This is a genomic window from Parafrankia sp. Ea1.12 (genome assembly GCF_900465275.1).
GTDB lineage: Bacteria > Actinomycetota > Actinomycetes > Frankiales > Frankiaceae > Parafrankia > Parafrankia soli.
The window spans coordinates 1-20,637 of the sequence record NZ_UBIZ01000428.1; the positions used below are offsets into that span (position 1 = coordinate 1).

At 69.4% G+C, this 20,637-nt stretch carries 17 protein-coding genes and 1 pseudogene; 5 read left to right on the forward strand and 13 right to left on the reverse strand.

The features are described 5' to 3' along the window. The coding region (locus tag FMEAI12_RS24820; RefSeq protein ID WP_146776587.1) for a transposase at positions 1 to 179 on the forward strand (179 nt) is incomplete at its 5' end. 164 nt (positions 180 to 343) lie between these two features. Here the strand turns inward: FMEAI12_RS24820 and FMEAI12_RS24825 are convergent. Continuing rightward, the gene (locus tag FMEAI12_RS24825) at positions 344 to 1,906 is read right to left on the reverse strand and encodes an ABC transporter substrate-binding protein (RefSeq protein ID WP_200835410.1); all 1,563 of its coding nucleotides are present in this window, start codon (positions 1,904 to 1,906) and stop codon (positions 344 to 346) included. A gap of 918 nt (positions 1,907 to 2,824) precedes the next feature. Here FMEAI12_RS24825 and FMEAI12_RS38615 point away from each other — a divergent pair. From FMEAI12_RS38615 to FMEAI12_RS24840, 3 genes and pseudogenes are all read left to right on the forward strand, one after another. Beyond that, a pseudogene (locus tag FMEAI12_RS38615) lies at positions 2,825 to 3,010 on the forward strand (SDR family oxidoreductase); the annotation flags it as partial. 107 nt (positions 3,011 to 3,117) lie between these two features. Further along, entirely contained in the window at positions 3,118 to 4,167 is a 1,050-nt protein-coding gene (locus tag FMEAI12_RS39535) for a LacI family DNA-binding transcriptional regulator (RefSeq protein ID WP_112108042.1), read from the forward strand. 58 nt (positions 4,168 to 4,225) lie between these two features. Then, on the forward strand, positions 4,226 to 5,413 hold the full coding sequence (locus tag FMEAI12_RS24840; RefSeq protein ID WP_112108043.1) for a cytochrome P450: 1,188 nt from the start codon (positions 4,226 to 4,228) through the stop codon (positions 5,411 to 5,413). Positions 5,414 to 5,539: 126 nt separating this feature from the next. Here the strand turns inward: FMEAI12_RS24840 and FMEAI12_RS24845 are convergent, their stop codons facing one another. After that, on the reverse strand, positions 5,540 to 6,259 hold the full coding sequence (locus FMEAI12_RS24845; RefSeq protein ID WP_368672106.1) for a carboxymuconolactone decarboxylase family protein: 720 nt from the start codon (positions 6,257 to 6,259) through the stop codon (positions 5,540 to 5,542). A 393-nt stretch (positions 6,260 to 6,652) separates the two neighbouring features. Here FMEAI12_RS24845 and FMEAI12_RS24850 point away from each other — a divergent pair, with 393 nt between their 5' ends. Beyond that, complete coding sequence (locus FMEAI12_RS24850) at positions 6,653 to 7,573, forward strand: IclR family transcriptional regulator (RefSeq protein ID WP_112108045.1); 921 nt, start codon at positions 6,653 to 6,655, stop codon at positions 7,571 to 7,573. 43 nt (positions 7,574 to 7,616) lie between these two features. Here FMEAI12_RS24850 and FMEAI12_RS24855 read toward each other — a convergent pair whose 3' ends face one another. The 11 genes from FMEAI12_RS24855 to FMEAI12_RS24905 form a co-directional block, all read right to left on the reverse strand. Continuing rightward, positions 7,617 to 8,540, reverse strand: a complete 924-nt coding sequence (locus tag FMEAI12_RS24855; RefSeq protein ID WP_235014447.1) for an NAD(P)-dependent oxidoreductase — start codon at positions 8,538 to 8,540, stop codon at positions 7,617 to 7,619. Between the two features lie 36 nt (positions 8,541 to 8,576). After that, complete coding sequence (locus tag FMEAI12_RS24860) at positions 8,577 to 10,139, reverse strand: ABC transporter substrate-binding protein (RefSeq protein WP_165938803.1); 1,563 nt, start codon at positions 10,137 to 10,139, stop codon at positions 8,577 to 8,579. A 47-nt stretch (positions 10,140 to 10,186) separates the two neighbouring features. After that, positions 10,187 to 11,590, reverse strand: coding sequence for an FAD/NAD(P)-binding protein (locus tag FMEAI12_RS24865; protein ID WP_160144321.1), 1,404 nt, complete (start codon positions 11,588 to 11,590; stop codon positions 10,187 to 10,189). A 150-nt stretch (positions 11,591 to 11,740) separates the two neighbouring features. Further along, on the reverse strand, positions 11,741 to 12,454 hold the full coding sequence (locus tag FMEAI12_RS24870) for a 3'(2'),5'-bisphosphate nucleotidase CysQ (protein ID WP_112108060.1): 714 nt from the start codon (positions 12,452 to 12,454) through the stop codon (positions 11,741 to 11,743). Positions 12,455 to 12,459: 5 nt separating this feature from the next. Then, on the reverse strand, positions 12,460 to 14,403 hold the full coding sequence (gene cysN, locus FMEAI12_RS24875) for a sulfate adenylyltransferase subunit CysN (RefSeq protein WP_112108048.1): 1,944 nt from the start codon (positions 14,401 to 14,403) through the stop codon (positions 12,460 to 12,462). Then, a complete protein-coding gene (gene cysD, locus FMEAI12_RS24880) occupies positions 14,403 to 15,305 on the reverse strand; it encodes a sulfate adenylyltransferase subunit CysD (RefSeq protein ID WP_112108049.1) in 903 nt (300 codons plus the stop codon). The genes cysN and cysD overlap by 1 nt, the downstream gene beginning before the upstream one ends. Positions 15,306 to 15,370: 65 nt before the next feature. Beyond that, entirely contained in the window at positions 15,371 to 16,405 is a 1,035-nt protein-coding gene (locus tag FMEAI12_RS24885; protein WP_112108050.1) for a zinc-binding dehydrogenase, read from the reverse strand. Continuing rightward, positions 16,402 to 17,208, reverse strand: coding sequence for a sugar phosphate isomerase/epimerase (locus tag FMEAI12_RS24890; protein ID WP_112108051.1), 807 nt, complete (start codon positions 17,206 to 17,208; stop codon positions 16,402 to 16,404). Before FMEAI12_RS24890 ends, FMEAI12_RS24885 begins: the two co-directional genes overlap by 4 nt. Continuing rightward, positions 17,205 to 18,431, reverse strand: a complete 1,227-nt coding sequence (locus FMEAI12_RS24895) for an MBL fold metallo-hydrolase (RefSeq protein ID WP_112108052.1) — start codon at positions 18,429 to 18,431, stop codon at positions 17,205 to 17,207. Before FMEAI12_RS24895 ends, FMEAI12_RS24890 begins: the two co-directional genes overlap by 4 nt. Further along, positions 18,428 to 19,699, reverse strand: a complete 1,272-nt coding sequence (locus FMEAI12_RS24900; RefSeq protein WP_112108053.1) for a sulfotransferase — start codon at positions 19,697 to 19,699, stop codon at positions 18,428 to 18,430. Before FMEAI12_RS24900 ends, FMEAI12_RS24895 begins: the two co-directional genes overlap by 4 nt. Then, the gene (locus FMEAI12_RS24905; protein ID WP_112108054.1) at positions 19,690 to 20,496 is read right to left on the reverse strand and encodes an SDR family NAD(P)-dependent oxidoreductase; all 807 of its coding nucleotides are present in this window, start codon (positions 20,494 to 20,496) and stop codon (positions 19,690 to 19,692) included. Before FMEAI12_RS24905 ends, FMEAI12_RS24900 begins: the two co-directional genes overlap by 10 nt. Between the last annotated feature and the right edge of the window lie 141 nt (positions 20,497 to 20,637).

Here is a 20,637-nt window from a genome sequence, read left to right on the forward strand (position 1 = left end):
TGTCCAACGCGGCCACGGAGGGCGTCAACCGGCTCGTCAAGCTCGTCTACCGGACCGCGTTCGGCCTGCGCAACGTCACCAACCAGCAGCTCCGCGCCCGCTACTTCGCCTCCCGCGCGACCCGCCCCACCTGGCTACACACCGTCAACCACCCCGCCGCAGGCGGCGTGATCAGCTGACTACAGATTCCGGCCAACTGGGAAAAGCCACATTCCTGTGCCTGGCACCTGATCGTCACGTGGGACGCATGCGCGGACGATCCGCTGGCGGTTCTGGCGCGTCGAGATGACGCCGGGTCAGAGAAACACCGCGTTTTCCTGGACGCCGCAACCGGGGTCCTGGGCTACTTCGCGATCCACAGATCCTCGGGTAGCAGGGAACCCGTACCGTACTGCACGATGCCGCCCACGTTCTTGCCCGTGATGACGGCAGGCGCCGACCGGGTGAGGAAGATAGCCGGCATCGCCTCGGTCAACCGTGCCTGCGCCGCGTCGTAGGCCGCCTTACGTTGCTCCAACGACGTCCCGGTCCGGCCGGCCAACAGATTCCTGTCGAGCTCCGGGTCCACGAGGCCGGGCATGTTCGCCGGCGAGTTCCCGGTGAAGTTCGCCAACAGCCGCGGCTCGGGGTCCTGGAAGGCCGCGGCGGATACGATCGCGTCGAAGTCGTGGGTCGTGCGCATCGCGCCGATGCGGTAGTCGACGGTCGCGACCTCGACCTTGACGTTCTTGAAGCTGCCGAGCTGGGCCTGGACGTTCTCCGCGATCGCCCTGTTCTCGCTGGACGGATAGGTGGAGAACGTGAAGGACACGGGCTTGCCCTCGGCGGCCAGCTCGTCGAACAGTCGCTGGGCGGTGGCCTTGTCCGCCTTGCGCAGCGGCGTGTCCGAGTAGAAGGGCGAGGCCTTGCTGAACAGCGTGTCGACGGGTGTGCCGGTTCCGTTGTAGGCGGCGAGGTTCAGCGCATCGATGTCGAGCGCCGCGGCCACGGCCTGTCGGGCGCGAATATCGTTGAACGGCTCTCTGCGCGTGTTCAGGGCGATGAAGTAGCCACCGCTGAGCGGCAGGAGGTCGGTCGGCAGACCCGCCTTCTCGGCCTTGGCCAGGTTGATCCAGTTCGTCTCGACGGCAACATCGGCGCCGTCACTGATCAGGGTGTTGTAACGCTGGTCGGAGTCGAGCACCGCGCGCATCGTGATGCCGTCGAGGTAGGGCTTGGGTGCGTCCCAGTAGCGGGGGTTCTTGACGAGCCTGATCTCGGCCTGCCTGGTCCAGCTCTGCAGCGTGAACGGGCCGGCGCCGATCGGGGTGGCGTCGAAGGCCGCGGCGCCCTTCCGCAGGGCCGCGGGCGAGGCGATCCAGTTCAGTGACGAGGTGACGACGGACTGGGCATACTTGGGCACCTGGGTGACCATCGTGGCCGTCAGCGTGACATCGTCCACCACCTCGGTCGAGGCGATCATCGACGCCTCCGAGCGGTGGGGTGAGCCGGTGGCCGGGTCCTTGACCCGATCCCAGTTGAACTTCACCGCTTCGGCATTGAGCGGAGTGCCGTCGGAGAAGACCAGCCCGGGCCGCAGCTTCAGGGTGAAGGTGCGGCCGTTGTCCGTCGTGGTGAAGGACTCGGCCATCTGGTAGCGGATCTCGCCCGCCTCGTCGTTGGTCATCAACGTTCCGTACAGGGCGTTGCCCACGACACCTGTGCTCGCGTAGGCGTTGCCGATCGTCCCCGGGTCCAGGCTGCGCAGATCGCTCAGTGTCAGGATTCGCCCGTGGCCGCCCGCCACCGGCTTGCCGGAGGCACCCGCGGACGGGCTGGTGGAATCGCCGCCTCCACCACAGGCCCCTAACAGAAGGGCGGCGCAACATGTAACAGCCGTGGCCAGTAATCGTGTCCTGCGACGCATGGTCGGACCTTCCGTCGGCGTTCAAAGGTGGCATGGAAGTGGAATGAGAAAATAGAGGACTGCCGGCGGGTGATTCCTTCTCGCGGTCGCGGCGAGCTTTTCAGAGCGTGATCCGCGAAGCGGAACCACGACACAGGAAAATCCGACAGCATTACTGACCGACAGACCCCGGACCCCGATTGCAGCCGCGCAACAGCGAGCGCCACGCGGCGCGGCGTCCCCTCGAGGACGAGCACGGTTGGTTCGCCAGCCACATCCCCTGGCTGACGAGCGCTGTCAGGAAGTGAGATCGGCTTGGCCGACGCCCCTCACCCGTTGAGGACGGGATCAAAGCACCCGGGACTGGGCGACGTCAACCGCCTGTGCCTGCGGTCAGCCGGCTGACCGCAGGCACAGGCGGGCGTCGCGGAGCCAGCTCGGCTGCCCCATCGCCACGAACGGCGACAGAGAAGTCACAGGACCACCCCGTTCCATCTTGACAGTATGCGAGCATCGCCCGCATACTCACCGACTGATGAGCGACCACTAGTCGCATAAGGAGGGGGTGTGCGGCCACGATTACCGCCTCGACCGTCCGGTGCCCGCTGGCACGGTCCTGACCGCCGGCCCAGGAGGCTGGCACAATCCCGCGACCGGCGCTGCCGCTGCACCCCCAGCCGCATGAGCCGGCCCGCTCCGTCGCCGATCGGCCCACCCGGGATGTCGGGCAGCTCGGCCGATGCCCCACCCACCTCGGCGCCGCGCAATCGCACCGAGAATGACGCGCCCGCCATCCGCACGACCGACCAGACAAGCGTCATGCCTTCTCCCGACGCGGGCCCTCCGATTCGCGCCGCCGAAGTATCGCTGGCTGGCCCCGAAGGGTTCCCGCCGCACGGTCCCCCACCTCAACGAAGAGCCCGGAGAAGACGCCACAAGGAGGCCGCGCGCGGGACCAACGACAGGCTCGTGCGGCTGACCCCGCTGGGCCGTGAGGGCCGCGCGGAGGAAGTCGCCGCCGCGGCGGCGTTCCTGCTCTCGGACGCGGCGAGCTTCGTCAACGGGATCGACGTTCCCGTCGACGGAGGCGTTCGTGCCGCCCTCCCCGGAACACCCGGCCGATAGCCCGCGGCGGAGAGGTGACACGTGTAACGTACGGCCACAGTTACACGTGTAAATCGATCACGCCCGCGGACCGCCAGGACCGCGGGACGAGGAAGGGTGGTCGAGCTGTGCCGCTCGAGGATCGGCGGGGCGAAGGGCTGCCGGGCCCGACCGCGGCGCCGGAGCCGGCCCGGCCCACCAGCGCGGATGTGGCCCGGCGCGCCGGTGTGTCGCGGGCGACGGTCTCCCACGTCCTCAACGGCACCGACCACCCGGTCAGCGAGCAGACCCGGCAGCGGGTCCTGGCGGCGGCGCGGGAGCTTCAGTACGCCCCGAACGCGTCGGCGCGGGCGCTGCGCGCCGGGCGCAGCAACATCGTCCTGGTGCCCATGTCGCGGTCAACGACCGTCCCCGGCCAGGACAGGTTCCTCGAGAACCTCGACCGGGAGCTCGCGAAGCGTGACCTGGTCCTGCTGATGCACGGCGACCGCACCACCACCGGGATGAGCGGAGCCTACGCATGGGCCGAGCTTCGGCCCGCCGCGGTGTACGTCAACGTGTCCCGCGGTACCCGGACCGCCGTGGAGCTGCTGCGGCGTGCGGGCGTGCGGGCGATTCTGCTCACCGGCGTCCCGAGCGTGACCTACGCGCCCACCGTGCCCCTCGATCCCGCCGCGGTGGCCAGCCTCGCGACACGTCACCTGCTCACCCGGGGCTGCCGGCGCCTGGCCTGCCTGGTGCCCCGGGGGGCGCTGGCGGAGGTGCCCGAGCGGCGTTACGACGCGGTCCTGCAGGTCGCGACAGCCGGGAACGTGCCGGTCGAACGGGTGGACTGCGAGTTGTCCCCGGACAGCATCGCGACCGTGGTGGACCGATGGCGCGACCCGGAGCACCGGCCGGACGCGGTGTACGCCAACAGCGACCAGTTCGCCATCCTGCTCATCGACAAGCTGCGTGCCGCCGGCCTGGAGGTTCCCCGGGACATCGCGGTGGTCGGTTCCGGCGACCACCCGCTGGGCGCCGCGCTGCGGCCCGCGATCACCACCACCACCTTCGACGTGCCGGCGATAGCGCGGGTGGTCGCGTCCTCGATCCGACGGCTACTCGACGGACAGGACCTGGACCCGGACATGGCGGTCGCCCTGCGACCACACCTGATCAGCAGGGAGTCCGGATGAGGATCTTTCCCGCGCGCGACCAGTGCGTCCCGGGACCGACGACGAAAGGACCCACCCTGTGACGGACGATCTGTACTGGGACCCGTTCGACAAGGAGATCGACGTCAACCCGCACCCGCTGTGGAAGCGGATGCGCGACGAGGCGCCGGTCTACCACAACGAGAAGTTCGACTTCTACGCGCTCTCCCGCTTCACCGACGTCGACACGGCCCACCTCGATCCCGCGGCCTACAGCTCCAAGTACGGCACGGTCCTCGAGCTCATGAAGCCGGAACCATGGGACACCGGCCAGATCATCTTCATGGACCCGCCCACGCACACCCTCCTGCGCGTCCTGGTCTCCCGGGCCTTCACCCCGCGCCGCGTCGGCGGTCTCGAGGGCGTCATCCGCGACCTGTGCGCCGAGCTGCTCGACCCCCAGGTCGGCAGCGGCGGGTTCGACTTCGTGCAGGACTTCGCCGCCCAGCTCCCCTCGCTGGTCATCTCCCAGCTCATCGGCGTCGACCCCGCCGACCGGGAGGACGTCCGCAAGATGATCGACGGGACGTTCTACCTGGACCCGGAGAAGGGCATGTTCAACGAGACGGCCATGGCCGCCACGGCCAAGTTCCACGGCTACCTCAACGGGCAGATCCAGGAGCGGGTCAAGAACCCTCGGGACGACATGATGACCGCGCTCACCCAGGCGGAGATCACCACCGACGACGGCACCCGCCGGCTCAGCCTCAGCGAGGCCACGGACTTCACCGCGCTGCTCGTCTCGGCGGGCACGGAGACCGTCGCCCGGCTGCTCGGCTGGGCCTGCGTCCTGCTGGCCGCCCACCCCGACCAGCGGGCCGACCTGGCCGCCGACCCGTCGCTGCTGGGCGGCGCCGTCGAGGAGACGCTGCGCTACGAGGCGCCGTCCCCCGTCCAGGGCCGCGTCACCACCCGCGACGTCGAGGTACACGGCACCGAGATCCCCGCCAGGTCCAAGGTCCTGCTGCTCACCGGTTCCGCCGGGCGCGACGATCGCAAGTACGACGACCCGGACCGCTACGACATCCGGCGCACGTTCGACAGGCACCTCTCCCTCGGCCGCGGCGTCCACTTCTGCCTCGGTGCCTCCCTCGCCCGCATGGAGGGACGCATCGCGCTGGAGGAGACCCTGCGCCGATTCCCGACCTGGGACGTCGACCACGACAACACGGTGCGCCTGCACACCAGCACCGTGCGCGGCTACGAGGAGCTGCCGATCATCGTCTAGGCGTCACGCCGGGCCCCACGCCTTCGGCGATGCCCGACCCAGGTCAGGGCATCGCCGTAGTCGGGAGGCCCGCCAGGTTGTTCTCCGCCTGACGCCACAGCCTTGCCTGCACCCCTGCCGCCTCGTCTACGCCGGTAGCACGGCCGCCTCCACGGTGTCGCCCAGCGCCGCGCCCTTGGCGAAGCCGTAGTAGGCGGAGAACTGTAGAACGATCTCGTCCATCTCCACCTTCGTGATGTCGCCGGAGTGCAGGGCGGAGGTGACGTGCGTCTTCAACGGCATGGGCGAGTCGTCGATGGCGACGCAGGCGACGGTGATGATGCGGCGCTCGCGACGGGTGAGGCCCGGCCGCTGCCAGACATGGCCGAACACGAAGTTGAGGATTCCGGCGTGACGGTAGGGTGTCTCGGGCCGCGGCGCCGGCGTCAGATTCACGTCGATGAACTCCTCGACCCCTCGCTCCAGCCGCTGTTCCCAGTCGTTGGGCCCGAGCCCGCCGTTGTCGAGCGACGGCCACGGGGCCGCTGACCTGCCCTGTTCCTGCTGGATGCGAGCCCACTGCCGGACTATCACGCCCTCGAGATGAGAGGCCTTGGGCCACCCGCAGTACACGGCGAAATGGAGGACGAACTCCAGCATGGCCTCGAGCTCGATGTCACTGCTGTTGAGCGCCGCGTAGACGTGGGCGTCGATCGGCTCGGGCGCGTCGGCAGCGGCCACACAGGTCAGGGTGACCCACCGCCGGTCGCGCCGGCTCAGACCGGGCCGGCGCCACACCTCCCCGAACACGAAGTCGCGGGTCGCCACCTCGAAGGGCGTCGCCACATCAGGTGGTTCGACGGTCATGACCTCACGGAAGCATTGCTCTGCGGCTGTGTTGCCCACGGGATGAGCCCTCCGATCACGCACAGTCGTCCAGTTGAAGGCCGAGAAATCTGATCGGATCTGCGGGGCCACGACAGATCGCATACGCTCCCACGCATTCCACACGCCACTGACAGCCCCGGAGTTCATGCTTTTCGCAGAGCAGGTCGATGAACGACAGCAGGACGGCGCCGGTCTGGTTCCTCAGGCTGCTCGAAGCCGTCTGGAGCTGGTGACATACGGTCAGATCACACAACATTGCGATCCGGCCGACGGGGTGGGATTCACGAACAGGCGACACCGTCGCCGCATAGAGACATTGCTATAGCAAAACGCAGATTGCTGTCAAGGGGCCTGATCCGCTACGGTCGCTCCATGGCCCGTGCCGCACCCGCCTCCGCCCGCGCCGCGGACATCGTCTCGTTCCTCACCGCGCACCCGTCCCGCGGCTTCACGATCAGCGAGCTGGTCGGGCACCTGGGGATGAACATCGCCTCCGCGCACGCCACCCTCGCGGTGCTGACCGACTGCGGGTTCGTGGTACGCGACCCCGCCCACCGCACCTATGTCCTGGGACCGGCACTCGCGGTGACCGGCTTCGCCGCCCTCGAACAGCACCCGGCGATCGGGGCCGCCATCGAGCAGGCCGACATACTCGCGGACGAACTCGGCACCGAGACGGGAGTGAGCGCGATCGCGGGGAGAGACGTCATCTTCCTGGCACGGCGCGGACCGCAACCACCCACCCCGAGCCTGGGCTACCCCGGCGACCGCTCGCCCCTACTCGCACCGATCGGCGCCGTGTTCATGGCCTGGGCCGACGACACGGCCATCAGCACCTGGCTCGAACGCGCCGCCCTCCCCCCGGCGCTCGCCGACTTCTACCGCAACGTCCTCACCGAGACCCGCGCCCGAGGCTTCAGCGTCCCCCTGCCCGCGATCTCCGCACCCGCGGTGATGAAGGCGATGAGCCGAGTGCGCAACGAACCAACCGACGACGACGCCGAACAGCACCTCGCCAAGGCGATGAGTCAGACCGACGAAATGCTGCTCTCCCTCGACACGCTGACCGACTCCGACGAAATCACCTTCAAGACCATCGCAGCGCCGATCTTCGACCCCATCGGACGCGTCCTGCTCTCACTCAGCATCACCGGCCCCGGCCAACCAGTCCCCGTCACCACCGTCCTGGACCTCGGCCGACGACTCACCAGTGCCGCGACCATCGCCACCCGTCAGGCACGCGGTCGCCCACCCGCCCAGAGCCAGGAAGGCAGACCCCCAGGACGCCGCTGACGGCGAGGGGAGAGGGTCCAGCCTCGCCGACGGGCGTCGTTACCTAGGCCTTCGGGGATACCTGGGCCTTCGGGCCGTTTCCCAGAGCGCTCAAGGTGTTTCGGGCGAGTTCGACCAGAGCGGCCGGTTCCGGAACACCGGCGGCCCGGGCGACGTCAAGAACGATGCCGACGTCCTTGCGCAGCAGCGGCTCAGCCTGACGCAGCCCCGTGGTGTCGAAGCCGGAAGCGGCCAGGATCGCGCTGGCGCGGGTACCGCCGCTGCCGTGTGCCAACACCTGGGCCGCCGCGACGCGATCCATGCCCAGTCGCTGCGCGAACGAGAACGTCTCGAGGGCAAGGCCCACCTGTGCGGTGAAGACGAAGTTGTTCACCAGCTTCGCCACCTGCCCGCTTCCGAGCGGACCGAGATGAATCACCGGCCGGGCGAAGGCCTCGAGGACGGGGCGGCACCGCGCGACGGCGTCGTCCTCACCACCGACCATGACCAGCAGCCTGCGCTGCGCGGCCGCATCGCCTCCGCCGCTGACCGGCGCGTCGATGATCGAGATCTCCTGCTTCGCCGCCTCGGCGGCAAGGCGCTGGCAGGTCTCCGGACGGATCGTGGAGTGGATGACGACGACTCCCCCGGCTGCCATACCGGCCAGGACACCGTCGTCCCGTAGCAGCACGTCCTCCACGTCGGCATCCGCGACCACACAGATGCCGACCACGTCACTCGACTCGCCGACCTCCGCAGGCGTGGAAGCTACGGCGGCGACCCCCGCGAACGGCTCCACGGACGCCGCGCGGCGAGCCCAGACCGTCAGAGGGTAGCCCTCGTCCGCGATGCGCCGGGCCATCGGCCCGCCCTGGCTGCCCAGCCCGATGAAACCGACTCTCGTTCCCCCGACGCCCGGCGGAACGGGGGAAATCGGCGGAGTGTCCACAAGTACCCCCTGGGTGATCTCCGACGGGTCGGAGCCCATCTGTCGTCGGGTCGGCGCCCGGATCAGGAACGACCGCTACTTCTGGATCCAGATCTGGTCGGGCAGCAGAGATCCGAGTCCGTACTGGATGAGGCCGCCCACGTTCTTTCCCGCGATGGCGCTGGGTTCGGCTCGAGTGAGGAAGACCACCGGGGACAGCTCGGTTAGTCGCTGCTGCACCGTCTTGTAGGCGGCTGCGCGTTCCTGTTCCGACGTACCGGTCCGGCCGGCGAGGAGGGCGTCGTTGAGTTCCTGGTCGTTGATCCCGGACAGGTTCGCGGCCGAACCGGCGGCGAAGGCCGTCCACAGCCGTGGCTCGGGGTCCTGGAAGAACGCCGACGAGGTGGCGGCGTCGAAGTCGTGGGTCGTGCGTAGCGCGGCGAGTTCGGTCACTTCGATGACCTTTACGTTGACTTTGACGTTTTTGAAAGCGCCGAGCTGGGCCTGAATGTTCTCGGCTGTGTTCCTGTTCTCGGTGGTGGGAGCGCTGGAGTAGGTGAAGGTCACCGGCTTTCCTTCGGCAGCGAGTTCGTCGAAGAGCCGTTGGGCGGTCGCCTTGTCCGTCGTGCGCAGTGGTGTGTCCGAGTGGAACGGCGAGGTGTCGCTGAACAGGGTGTCGACGGGTTCGCCCTTGCCGTTGTAGACGGCGAGGTTCAGCGCGTCCATGTCGAGGGCGGCGGCGACGGCCTGGCGGGCGCGGACGTCGTCGAAGGGTGCCCGGCGGGTGTTCAGCGCGATGAAGGTGCCACCGCTGAGGGCCATGACGGTGGTGGGCAGGCCGGCGTCGGTGGCCTTTTCGATGTTGACCGGGTTCGACTCGATGGCCACGTCCGCGCCACCGGTGAGCACCGTGTTGAAGCGCTGGCTGGTGTCGGAGGTGGTGCGCAGGGTGAGACGGTCGAGGTAGGGCCTGGGTGCGTCCCAGTAGCGGGGGTTCCTGGCCAGTTCGATGGCTGCCTGGCGGGTCCAGCTCGTCAGGGTGAACGGCCCGGCACCGACCGGGGCCGCGTCGAAGGCCTGCGCGCCCTTTTGCAGAGCCGCGGGTGAGGCGATCCAGTTCAGGGTGGAGGTGATGACCGAGTGGGCGTACTTCGGTGCGGGCGCCGCCATGGCGATCTTCAGTGTGGTGCTGTCGACGACCTCGGTCGAGGAGATCATCGATGCTTCGGACAGGTTGGTCGCGCGGGTGGCGGGATCCTTGAGGCGGTCCCAGTCGAACTTCACCGCTTCGGCGTCCAGCGGGGTGCCGTCGGAGAACGTCAGGCCGGGGCGCAGTTTCAGGGTGAAGGTCGCGCCGCCGTCGGTGGTGGTGAACGACTCGGCCATCGTGTACTGGATCTCACCGGCGTCGTCGGTCGTCATCAAGGTGCCGTACAGGGCGTTGCCGAGGGCGCCGGTGGTCGCGTAGGCGTTGCCGAGCGTCGCCGGGTCCAGGCTACGGGGGTCGCTGAGCATCAGGATGCGGCCATGACCACCCGCGACCGGCTCTCCGGTGGCACCGCCCGTCGACGACGCGGGATCAGCACCACCACAGGCCCCCAGAGCCAGAACCGCACCGCACACAACGGCCGTAACGATTAATCGAGACCTACTGAACATCATGAACTTTTCCCTCGCGATTGATATCAGGAACGTTTTCGGGTCTTCTACTGCGCGGTTTCCGCACCTGCGCCACGGCGCCGACTTCCGCTGTAAAGCAGCGCCGATATCTTCTCCGCCAGTGACTGGGCCTGTTCTCTGAGTTCCGGGATCGCCGTCGTCTCGAACAGGCCGCCCCGGCGCGGGGGGCCCAGCGTGAAGGCGTTGCTGTGGGGTCTCCCGTCACGGGCGATCAGCCGCCCGCCCGGATCCGTCTCCAGCCCGAGGCGTAGCGGTTCGACTCTCGCGAAGCCCGAGGTGAGGAGCTGGGCTGTCAGCCTGTCCGGGGAACGCGAGACGTCGGCCGGCGGGCCCGAGCAGTCGACGATCCAGTGGAACCGCTGCTCACGAAGCTGGCCGTCCTGCAGGAGCCTGACCAGCAGCGCGTCGCCGTCGTCCGCCGCCTCGACGACGCTGCCCCGGCCGAGCCGCAGCTGCCGCCGCCGCACCAGGTCGTCGATCCAGACCGCGACCTCGGGCGCCATGCGGTGGCGGTGGATGTCCCAGTAGCGCCCGAACCGGGCGAGGAGAACACGTCGGGAGTCGTGGTCGAGTCCGCTCCACACCTGCTCTGACCGGGCTCGCAGGCTGTCGACGACCTCGCGCCACCGGCAGGGGTCCACCGCCGCGGCGCGGCGGATCGCGCGGACCAGGTCACGAGGGCCCGCACCGGACGACGGGCTGAAATTCACCGCGGGCACCGAACCCGCTGCGGGATCCGCCGGCCGGTGCCGGTGGGGAAGCAGGCCATGCCGGGAGACGGCCCGGATCGTCAACCTCGGCCGCCGCTCCGTGAGCCGCAGAGCCACATCCACCATCGTGAGCCCGGTGCCCAGCAGGAGAACGTCGTCCCCGTCCTCGATGCGTCCGAGAGCGTCCCCGCGCAACGGGTCCGCCACGTAGCGCGCGGCGCAGCCGGGCTTCGTCGCCCAGCCGGGAGGCTCCCTGGGAAGAACGCCGAGCGCCAGGATCACGCAGTCGGCGTCGATCGGCTCCCTGCCCGACAGCCCGATCCGGAGCCCTGCGGTGTCCGGGGCGACGGAGACCTCGGTGGCTTCGGCCGGCACCCACTCGGTCGCGCCGGGCAGCGCGTCGCGCTCGGCCGAGGCGAGGACCTCGGTCAGATAGGACCCGTAGAGTCCGCGTGCCAGGAAAGCACCGGGGTCCGCTGGGACTCCGGCGCCCCGCGCCCATTCGACAAAGTGCTCCGGCTGGTCGGGAAAGACGCTCATGCGGCCGGCCGGCACGTTGAGGCGGTGCCGGGGATACGTGGTCCCGTAGGCGAGCCCTGGCCCGTAGCCGCCGTCCCGATCGATGATCGTGATGCGGACCAGCGCTCCGGACCTCGTCGACTCCCGCAGCAGGTGCGTCGCGCACAGCGCGCCGCTGGCGCCTCCTCCCACGATCGCCACGGACGGGCCGCCGGCGCCAGTCCGACCTCGACGCCCGGCCGCTGCGTCACCGCACGTGCGTCCCTCGGCGTGTGTCATCCCGGCTCCCCGCCGCCCGTGTGTCGGCAGCCTTTCCCGGCGGCCCACGGGGAAAGGCCGCGGGGGCCCCGGTCAGGCGTCATGGAGTGCTCGCAGGACTGTGTCGGTGAGCTCGGGACGGCAGATGAGCAGGTCGGGGAGGTAGGGGTTGGGCTCGTTGTAGCGCAGGGGGCTGCCGTCGAGGCGGGAGGTGTGCAGGCCCGCGGCGTGGGCGACGGCGACGGGGGCGGCGGAGTCCCATTCGTACTGCCCGCCGGAGTGGGCGTAGACGTCGACGTCGCCGCGGACGACGGCCATGGCCTTGGCGCCGGCGGAACCCATGGGGACCAGTGCCGCGTCCAGGCGGGCGACAAGCTGGTCGACGCAGGCGGGTGGGCGGGTGCGCGAGACGGCGAGGCGGACCGGGCCGGGAGTCGGGGCGGCGAGGGCCGGTGGTTCGCCGGTGTGCAGCACGAGGCCGGCGGCGGGCAGTCCGACCGCCCCCGCGGTGGGTGTCCCGTTGACGGCGAGGGCGACGTGGACGGCCCAGTCGTCCCGTGGCGGCTCGCCGTACTCGCGGGTCCCGTCGAGCGGGTCGATGATCCAGACCCGGCCCCGGGTGAGGCGGATGGGATCGTCGGCGCTCTCCTCGGACAGCACGGCGTCGTCCGGACGTGCCTGCGCGAGCAGGCGCAGCAGCAGCTCGTTGGACTGGCGATCCCCCTCGGCCCCACCCCGCCCGCGGATGTCGAGGAGGAGGGACCCCGCCTGCTCGGCGAGGGCCGTGGCAAGTGCGTGATCGTCCATGCTGTTCATGCTCCGGCGGGCGGGGTCGGGCGAGGCGCGGGCGGGGCGAGCACACCAGCCTGACGCAGATGGTCGACGACCAGGTCGGCGGCGGCCGCGGCCGGGTGGGCGCCGCTGGCGTCGAGGCGCAGTTCGGGGTTCTCGGGGGGCTCGTACGGAGAGTCGATGCCGGTGAAGTGGATCAGTTCTCCGCGCCGGGCCTTGGCGTAGAGCCCTTTGCGGTCCCGGGCCTCGGCCACCGCCAGGGGCGCGTCCACGTGCACCTCGACGAACTCGCCGGCGCCGAGCAGGTCGCGGGCCAGTGCACGTTCGGCGCGGAACGGGGAGATGAACGAGGCCAGCACGATGACGCCCGCGTCGACCATGAGCCGGGCCACCTCCGCGACGCGGCGGATGTTCTCGACCCGGCCGGCGTCGGTGAACCCGAGATCCTTGTTCAGGCCGTGCCGGACGTTGTCACCGTCCAGCAGATAGGTGTGGTAGCCCTGCTCGTGGAGCCGTTTCTCGACCAGGTTCGCGATGGTCGACTTCCCGGCGCCGGACAGGCCGGTGAACCAGACGACCGCCGGGCGCTGGCCTTTCAGCCGGGCGCGGGCGTCCTTGTCCACCTCGACCGCCTGCCAGTGCACGTTGTCGGCGCGACGCAGCGCGAAGTGCAGCAGCCCGGCGGCCACGGTGGCCTGGGTGAAGCGGTCGATGAGGATGAACCCGCCCAGGTCCCGGTTGGCGGTGTAGGGGTCGAACGGGATCTGCCGGTCGAGGCTGATGTTGCACACGCCGATCTCGTTGAGATCGAGGGTGCGGGCGGCGGTGTGCTCGAGAGTGTTGACATTGACCTTGTACTTCGGCTGCGTGACCGTCGCCCCGACAGTGCTGCTCCCGATCTTGAGCAGGTAGGGACGGCCGGGAAGCATGGGTTCCTCGGCCATCCAGACGAGGTGGCATTCGAACTGGTCCGCGACTGCGGGCGGATCCGAGGCCGCGGCGAGGACGTCGCCGCGGCTGACGTCGATCTCGTCCGTGAGCGTGAGAGTGACCGACTGGCCCGCGGCCGCCTCGTCGAGGTCGCCGTCGGCGGTGACGATCCGCGCGACGGTGCTTTCCTGACCGGACGGCAGCACTCGAACGCGGTCTCCGGGGCGCACGGCACCGCCGGCGATCTGCCCGGAGAAGCCACGGAAGTCCAGGTTGGGCCGGTTGACCCACTGCACGGGCAGGCGGAACGGGCCGGTGTGCAGGTCGTCGGCGATCTCGACGGACTCCAGGTGACCGACGAGGGTGGGGCCGGTGTACCAGGGAGTGTTCGGCGACAGTGCGGTGATGTTGTCCCCGGCCAGCGCGGACAACGGGATCGCGACGATGTCGCTCAGTCCGATCTCGGCCGCGAACGCCCGGTAGTCCGCCTCGATGCCGGCGAACACGTCCCGGGAGTAGTCGACGAGGTCCAGCTTGTTGATCGCCAGGACTATGTTGCGGATCCCGAGTAAGGAGACGAGGTAGCTGTGTCGCCGGGTCTGGGTGAGCACACCCTTGCGGGCGTCGACGAGAATCACCGCCAGATCCGCGGTGGACGCCCCGGTCACCATGTTCCGGGTGTACTGCTCGTGCCCGGGGGTGTCCGCGACGATGAACTTCCGCCGCTCGGTGGAGAAGAACCGGTACGCCACGTCGATCGTGATGCCCTGTTCCCGCTCGGCGGCCAACCCGTCCACCAGCAGCGCGAAATCCAGGCCGTCGCCCTGCGTGCCGATCTTCTTCGAGTCGGTCTCCAGCGCGGCGAGGTGGTCCGAGAACACCAGCTTCGAGTCGTAGAGCAGCCGCCCGATCAGCGTGGACTTCCCGTCGTCGACACTGCCGCAGGTGATGAACCGCAGCATCGACTTGTGCTCGTGCGCCGACAGGTAGGCCTCGATGTCGTCCGCGACGAGGTCGTTGGTCGCGTGCGCCATCAGAAGTACCCCTCCTGCTTCTTCTTCTCCATCGACCCGGACGAGTCATGGTCGATCACCCGGCCCTGGCGTTCCGAGCTCGTCGTCAGCAACATCTCCTGGATGATCTGCGGGAGAGTGCCGGCGGTGCTCTCCACCGCCCCGGTCAGCGGGTAGCACCCCAGCGTGCGGAAACGGACGCTGCGTCGGACCGGCACCTCGCCGGGACGCAGCGGCATGCGGTCGTCGTCCACCATGATCAGAGCGCCGTCCCGTTCGACGACGGGGCGGTGCGCGGCGAAGTAGAGGGGAACGATCGGGATCCGCTCGCGGTGGATGTACTGCCACACGTCCAGTTCGGTCCAGTTGGACAGCGGGAACACGCGGACGCTCTGCCCGGGCTGCGTGCGCGCGTTGTAGAGACGCCACAGCTCCGGCCGCTGTGCCTTGGGATCCCACCGGTGCTGGGCGGACCGGATGGAGAACACCCGCTCCTTCGCCCGGGACTTCTCCTCGTCGCGGCGCGCACCCCCGAACGCCAGGTCGAAGCCGTACCTGTCCAGCGCCTGCTTGAGACCCTCGGTCTTCCACAGGTCGGTATGCGTCGCCGAACCGTGGTCGAACGGATTGATCCCCCGCTCGACGCACTCCGGGTTCTGATGCACCAGCAGCTCGACGCCGAGCTGGTCGACGACACTGTCGCGGAACTCGTACATCTCCCGGAACTTCCAGGTCGTGTCCACGTGCAGCAGGGAGAACGGCGGCTTCGACGGGTAGAACGCCTTCATCGCCAGGTGCAGCATCACCGAGCTGTCCTTGCCGACCGAGTACAGCATCACCGGCCGCTCGCTCTCGGACACCGCCTCCCGGAAGATCTGGATGCTCTCCGCCTCCAGCCGCTGCAGATGCGTCATCCTCGACATCAGTGGAGTTCTCATGAATGGACTTCTTTCCATCAAGGGACGCACCCGGATACCGCAGCGGGAGACTAGGTGAGGCGCAGGGCGATCCGGATCGAGTCTCGGCCGGGTGTCCTGCGGGTCAGGAGCGCGAAGGCATCCTCGAAATGTTCGAGGGGGAAGGTGTCGCCGAGCAGCTCACCGGTCGGTACCTTGCCCGCGTTGATGAGGTCGACGGCCGCCTCGGTGTCGAGGCCCGCGCCGGGGTGCAGGGTGATCCGTCGGGTGGGGATCCAGTCGCTGTGGAAGCCTTCGAGGGGGCGGTCCTTCATCCCGGCGATGACGACGTGCCCACCCTTGCGGACGAGGTCCATGGCGAGGTTGACGGTGACCGGATTGCCGGCGGCGGCGTCGATGACGACGTCGGCCATGCGGCCTTCGGTGAGCTCGCGGACCCGTTCGAGGGGGTCCTCGGACTCGACGTCGACGGTGTGGTCGGCGCCGACGCGCAGTGCCCAGCCGAGGCGGAAGCGGTCCCTGGCCGTGCCGGTGACGATGATGGTCGAGGCTCCGGCCGCACGGGCGGCGACGATGGTCGCCATCCCCATGTGGCCTGGCCCCTCGATGACGACGACGTCGTCCTTCCTGACCGGCGCCACCCAGGTGACCGCGCAGCTCAGCGGTTCGAAGACCGTGAGCTGGTCGGCGGGGAGGTCCTCGCGCAGGCGGTAGACCTGCGAACCGGGCAGCAGTTCGAGGTGTTCGGCGAAGCCGCCGTACAGGCCCGAGCCCTCGTCCACCGAGAAGTCGTGGCCGTAGATCCGGTACCCCTCGGACGTGACGAGGAGCTCACGGACGGCGACCCGGTCGCCTTCCGCCACCCCCCACGCCTCGGCCGTGGCCGAATCGATCTTCTCGACGCGGCCGACGATCTCGTGGCCGGCGATGGAGGGGAAGGCACCGCCCCAGGAGGTGTGGACGTGGCCACGGAAGTGGTCGATGTCGCTGTGGCACAGGCCGGTGGCCTCGACGCGCAGGACGGCGCCGCCGGGCTGGGGGTCGGGGACGGGGAGGTCGCGTTCCTCCCAGGTCTCGTCGCCGTTGAAGACGATGGCACGGCTCACGTCAGGACCTCCTCGAGCAGCCCGCTCGCGCGTTCCACCGCGCGCCGGGTGGCGCTGATGTGCCCTTCGGCCTCGATGGCGGGGCCGACGAGTTCGAGTTCGAAGGCGCCGGTGTATCCGGCGTCGATCGCGGCCTCGACGAACGACGCGAGGTCGAGGTCTCCGTCACCGGGGACGACGCGGCCGCCGGGGGAGGGCTTCGAGGGTGTGCCGTAGACGGCGTCGCAGATCTGGACCGCCGCCAGGCGCGGTCCGGCCCGGCGGACGGTGTCCTCGACGTCGCGTTCCGCCCAGCAGTTCCCGATGTCGGCGATCAGGCCGATCCCGGCGCGGTCGGCGACGTCGATGCCGTCGCGCAGGGTGTGGACGAAGGACTGGTCGGTGCGCAGCGAGGGCTCGATCGCCAGCCGGACCCCGCGGGACTCGGCGTAGGACGCGCAGGGTTCGACCGCCCGTGCCAGCGCCGCCGCGAGCTCGTCGAACGAACGGCCGTCGCGCCGTCCCGGGGTGAAGTAGGTGCAGCCGCCCACCTGGGCCGCGAGGTCCACGGCGCTGTTGATCCGCTCGCGGGTCGCGTCCCAGCTTTCGGGGGCGGAGAGGTCGAAGTTGCCGGTGATCACGGTGGTGGCCGTCAGGGAACGTGCCCGCAGCGCCTCGACCGCGGCGGCGCGTCCGTAGTCGTCGGGTTTGGCGACGACGAGACCCACGTGGCGCAGGCCGAGCTCGTCCCACAGCGCGAGCTCGTCGGCGAAGGGCTGCGGGTAGGTGCACATCTCGCTGACCGAGAGCCGGGGATGGGTCACGGCAGCATCTCCCGGAGGTCACGGATCTCGGCTTCGAGCCAGCGGACCTCGCTGAAGTTCTCCCGGCCGCTGCGCTCGAGCAGCAGTTCGTGGGCCCCGAGCCTGATCCGCAGGGCCTCGGGATCCTTCGGTTCCCGGGAGAGCACCATGTCGATCAGGTGCAGTGCCTCGACCGGCCGCCCGGCGTCCAGGTGGGCCCGGGCCCGGTCGACCAGCGGGCCGGTCCCACCGGCCATGTCCAGCAGGTCGGCCCAGACGGCGGAGGCGGGCACGTCGTAGAGCTCTGTGGTCGACTCGTAGCGGAACCAGCCGGTGTGCTCCTCCCAGATCGCCCGGACGATCCAGGGCACCTTGCCGTGCCCCTGCGGGATGGCCAGCTCGGGCGGCAGCGTGATCTGGCCCATCAGGGTCCACAGGTCGACGCCCGCGTTCATGCCCTCGATGGTGCGGTCGCGCAGGTACTCGGTGGCGTCGCGCAGCTGGGTGAGGCGGCGGCGGATCTCCTCGGCCCCGCGCACCGGCTCGCCGTGCCCGGTGATGAGGACCTCGGGTTCGAGCCCGATGACCCGGTCGACGGAGTGGATGTACGACAACGAGCCGCGGATCTTGTCGCCGCGGATCGTGTACAGGTTGGGGACGTGCCCGAACAGCGGCCCGGTGAGGTTGCCGGTGAACACGGTGCGCTCGTCGGGGAGCCACACGACCAGGGAGTCCGTCGTCTCGCCGCCCGGAGTCGAGTAGAGCTCGAAGCGGCGTCCGCCCAGGGTGAAGGCGTGGTTGTCCAGGAAGGTGGTGGTGACCACGGCCTCGGGCGGCTGGTAGGTGCGGTCGACGCCCGTGACGTCGCGCTTCCACAGGTGGGTGCTGCGGCTGGAGTAGAACGGCTGCAGCCGTCGCCAGTACTCGCGGACGTCCGCGTGGTTGGCCTGGGCGATCGTCTCGACGCCCGGCGCGGTGATCTGGGACCAGCCGCCCACGTGGTCGGGGTGGCCCTGGGTGAAGACGATCATTTGGAGCGGGCCGGAGCTCACCCGGCCGAAGCGGGCCTTGATCTGCTCCGCCTCGGTGTACATGCCGGTGTTGATCAGCACGTCGCCGTCGGGGGTGGTGACCAGGTAGCTGTTGGAGATGCCCTTCGAGGTGAAGATGTGGTCGTTGACGGGGACGGCGTCCTGCTGGCCCTCCCCCTCCTTGACGATGAGGGCGTTCAGGGGCTGCTTCACCGGGCGCCGCTCTTTCCCGCCTCGGCCGCGATGGCGAAGGCGTCGGTGTAGAAGGCGAACCGTTCCCGCAGCTCGTCCGCGGCGAGACCGAAGTCGCCTTCCAGGTCGTAGACCACTCGGCCGCGCTTTCCGCGCGGGTGGGAGGCTATGTAGGCGCGGATGTCGGCGACGCTCTCGTCGGTCACCGGCAGGCCGGCCCGCTCGAGCACGTGCGTCGCGGACCGGACGTCGTCGGCGATGATGTCGGCGAACTGCAGCTCGACGAGCTGCCCGTTCGGTACCAGCTCCCGGTCGCGCATATATCTACGCAGCATCTGCTCGATGCGGTTCACCCAGTACTCGACGTGCGCGTCGATGTCCGGCTGCTTCTGGCTGTTCTTGAGCGCGAGGCCGCGCATGGTGAGCAGGGACTGCAACGTGGCCACGGGATCCCGGTGGATCATCACGACCGTGACGTCCGGGTAGACGGCCAGCAGCGGGACCAGCTGCTCGCTGTGCTGGTTCGACTTGACCATCCAGCGCCGCTCGTCCGGGAACTGGTGCGCGATGGTCTTCAGCACGTCGCGCATGTACCGGTAGTGCGGTGTCTGGTCGTGGCTCAGGTAGTGGTCACTGAAACCGGGCACCTGGGCCAGCCACTCCCACTGGTAGCTGGCGAAGTCGGGGAGCTGCAGCTCGTTCTCGCCGCACGCGTGGTCGGGCGAGTGCTCGTGCATCGCGGCCATGATCTCGTTCTTGCTGACGTTCTGCCATCGCGCCTCTGAACGGAGCCACCGGGGGTCCAGGGCACCGGGCGTAGGCGTTTCGCCTGGCCGCGGCGCCGGCTGGGCCGCCAGGTAGACCGGAAGGTGACGGAGCCTGCGGTCCGCGGCGACCAGGTTCTCCAGGTGGGTGCTGCCCGAGCGGGGCAGCGCGACGACGTTGATCGGCCGCGTGATCCGCACGTCGAGCGCATCGGGGTGGCGCGTCCAGTAGTCCTGGATGAGCAGGCGGTTGACCGCGGCCTTGACGCAGTGGTCGACGAAGATCGCCTTGTGGGCCCGCCACACGTTGTCGTCGGCCGCCACCTCGTCCAGCAGCCGGCCGAGCCGTTCGGTGAAGTCCATGGGCCCGAAGTCGTCCAGGCCGGTCTGGGTTCTGGCGGCGTCGAGGACGCGGCCGACGCTCATGTCGACCGGACGCCGTTCGGCCGACTCCAGCGCGTTCGTCTCCTCGGGACTGCGCCGGTTCTCCCGCATCCCCTCGACGCGGAGCACTTTCACGGCCACTGGGGAAGCTCCCTGATGTTGGTCTTGCCGGCGTTCGCCATCCACCCGCCGTCGACGACCGCGAGATCGCCCGTGTGGAAGCGCGACCAGTCGCTCATGAAGTAGACGCCGATGCCCTCGAAGTCGTCCGGGGTACCCATCCGGCCCGAGGGGTTGTAGGCGAGGATGCGGTCGGACAACGGGCTGCCCGCCGGGATCCGGACCGTCTCGCTCGTCGTGTGCCCGGGGCACACGACGTTGCAGCGGACGCCGTAGCGGCCCGCCTCGACGGCGATGCCCCGCGACATGGCGACCATGGCGCCCTTGGAGGCGTTGTAGTGCTGCATGCCGGGGCTGCCGGTCAACGCTGAGAGGCTGGCGCAGAACAGCAGCGACCCACCGGCGTCACCGGCGTCGTACCGGGCCTTCATGTGCCGCGCGCCCTCGCGCACGGTGAGGTAGGCGCCGTGCTGGTTCACCGCCAGCAGGCTGTGCCACGCCTCGGTGGTCATGTCGAGGAAGCTGCGCTCGTTGCGCATCATCCCCGCGTTGGCGATGACGCCGTCGACCCGGCCCATCTCCTCGACCGCCTCAGCCATCGCCCGCACCACGCGGTCCTCGTCGCTGACGTCGACCTCCTGCGCCAGGACCCGGTGGCCGAACCCGGACAGCACCCTGGCCGCCTCGGCGTTCTTCTCCGCCCGGCGGCCCCAGATGACGACGTCACCGCCAGCCCGGGCGATGCCACGGGCGAAGGCCAGACCGATCCCGGCGTTCCCCCCGCTGATCAGGACCACACGTCCCGTTAAGTCGAACACGAGATATTGCTATAGCAAAACGTAAATCGCTGTCAAGCCTCCACTCGACTGCGGCTGCTCCCGGGAGGGCGGATGTTGTGATCGAAGGGGATGCCCTCGTACACCGCCTGACCACGCCGGACGGTCACGTTCCGCAACCGC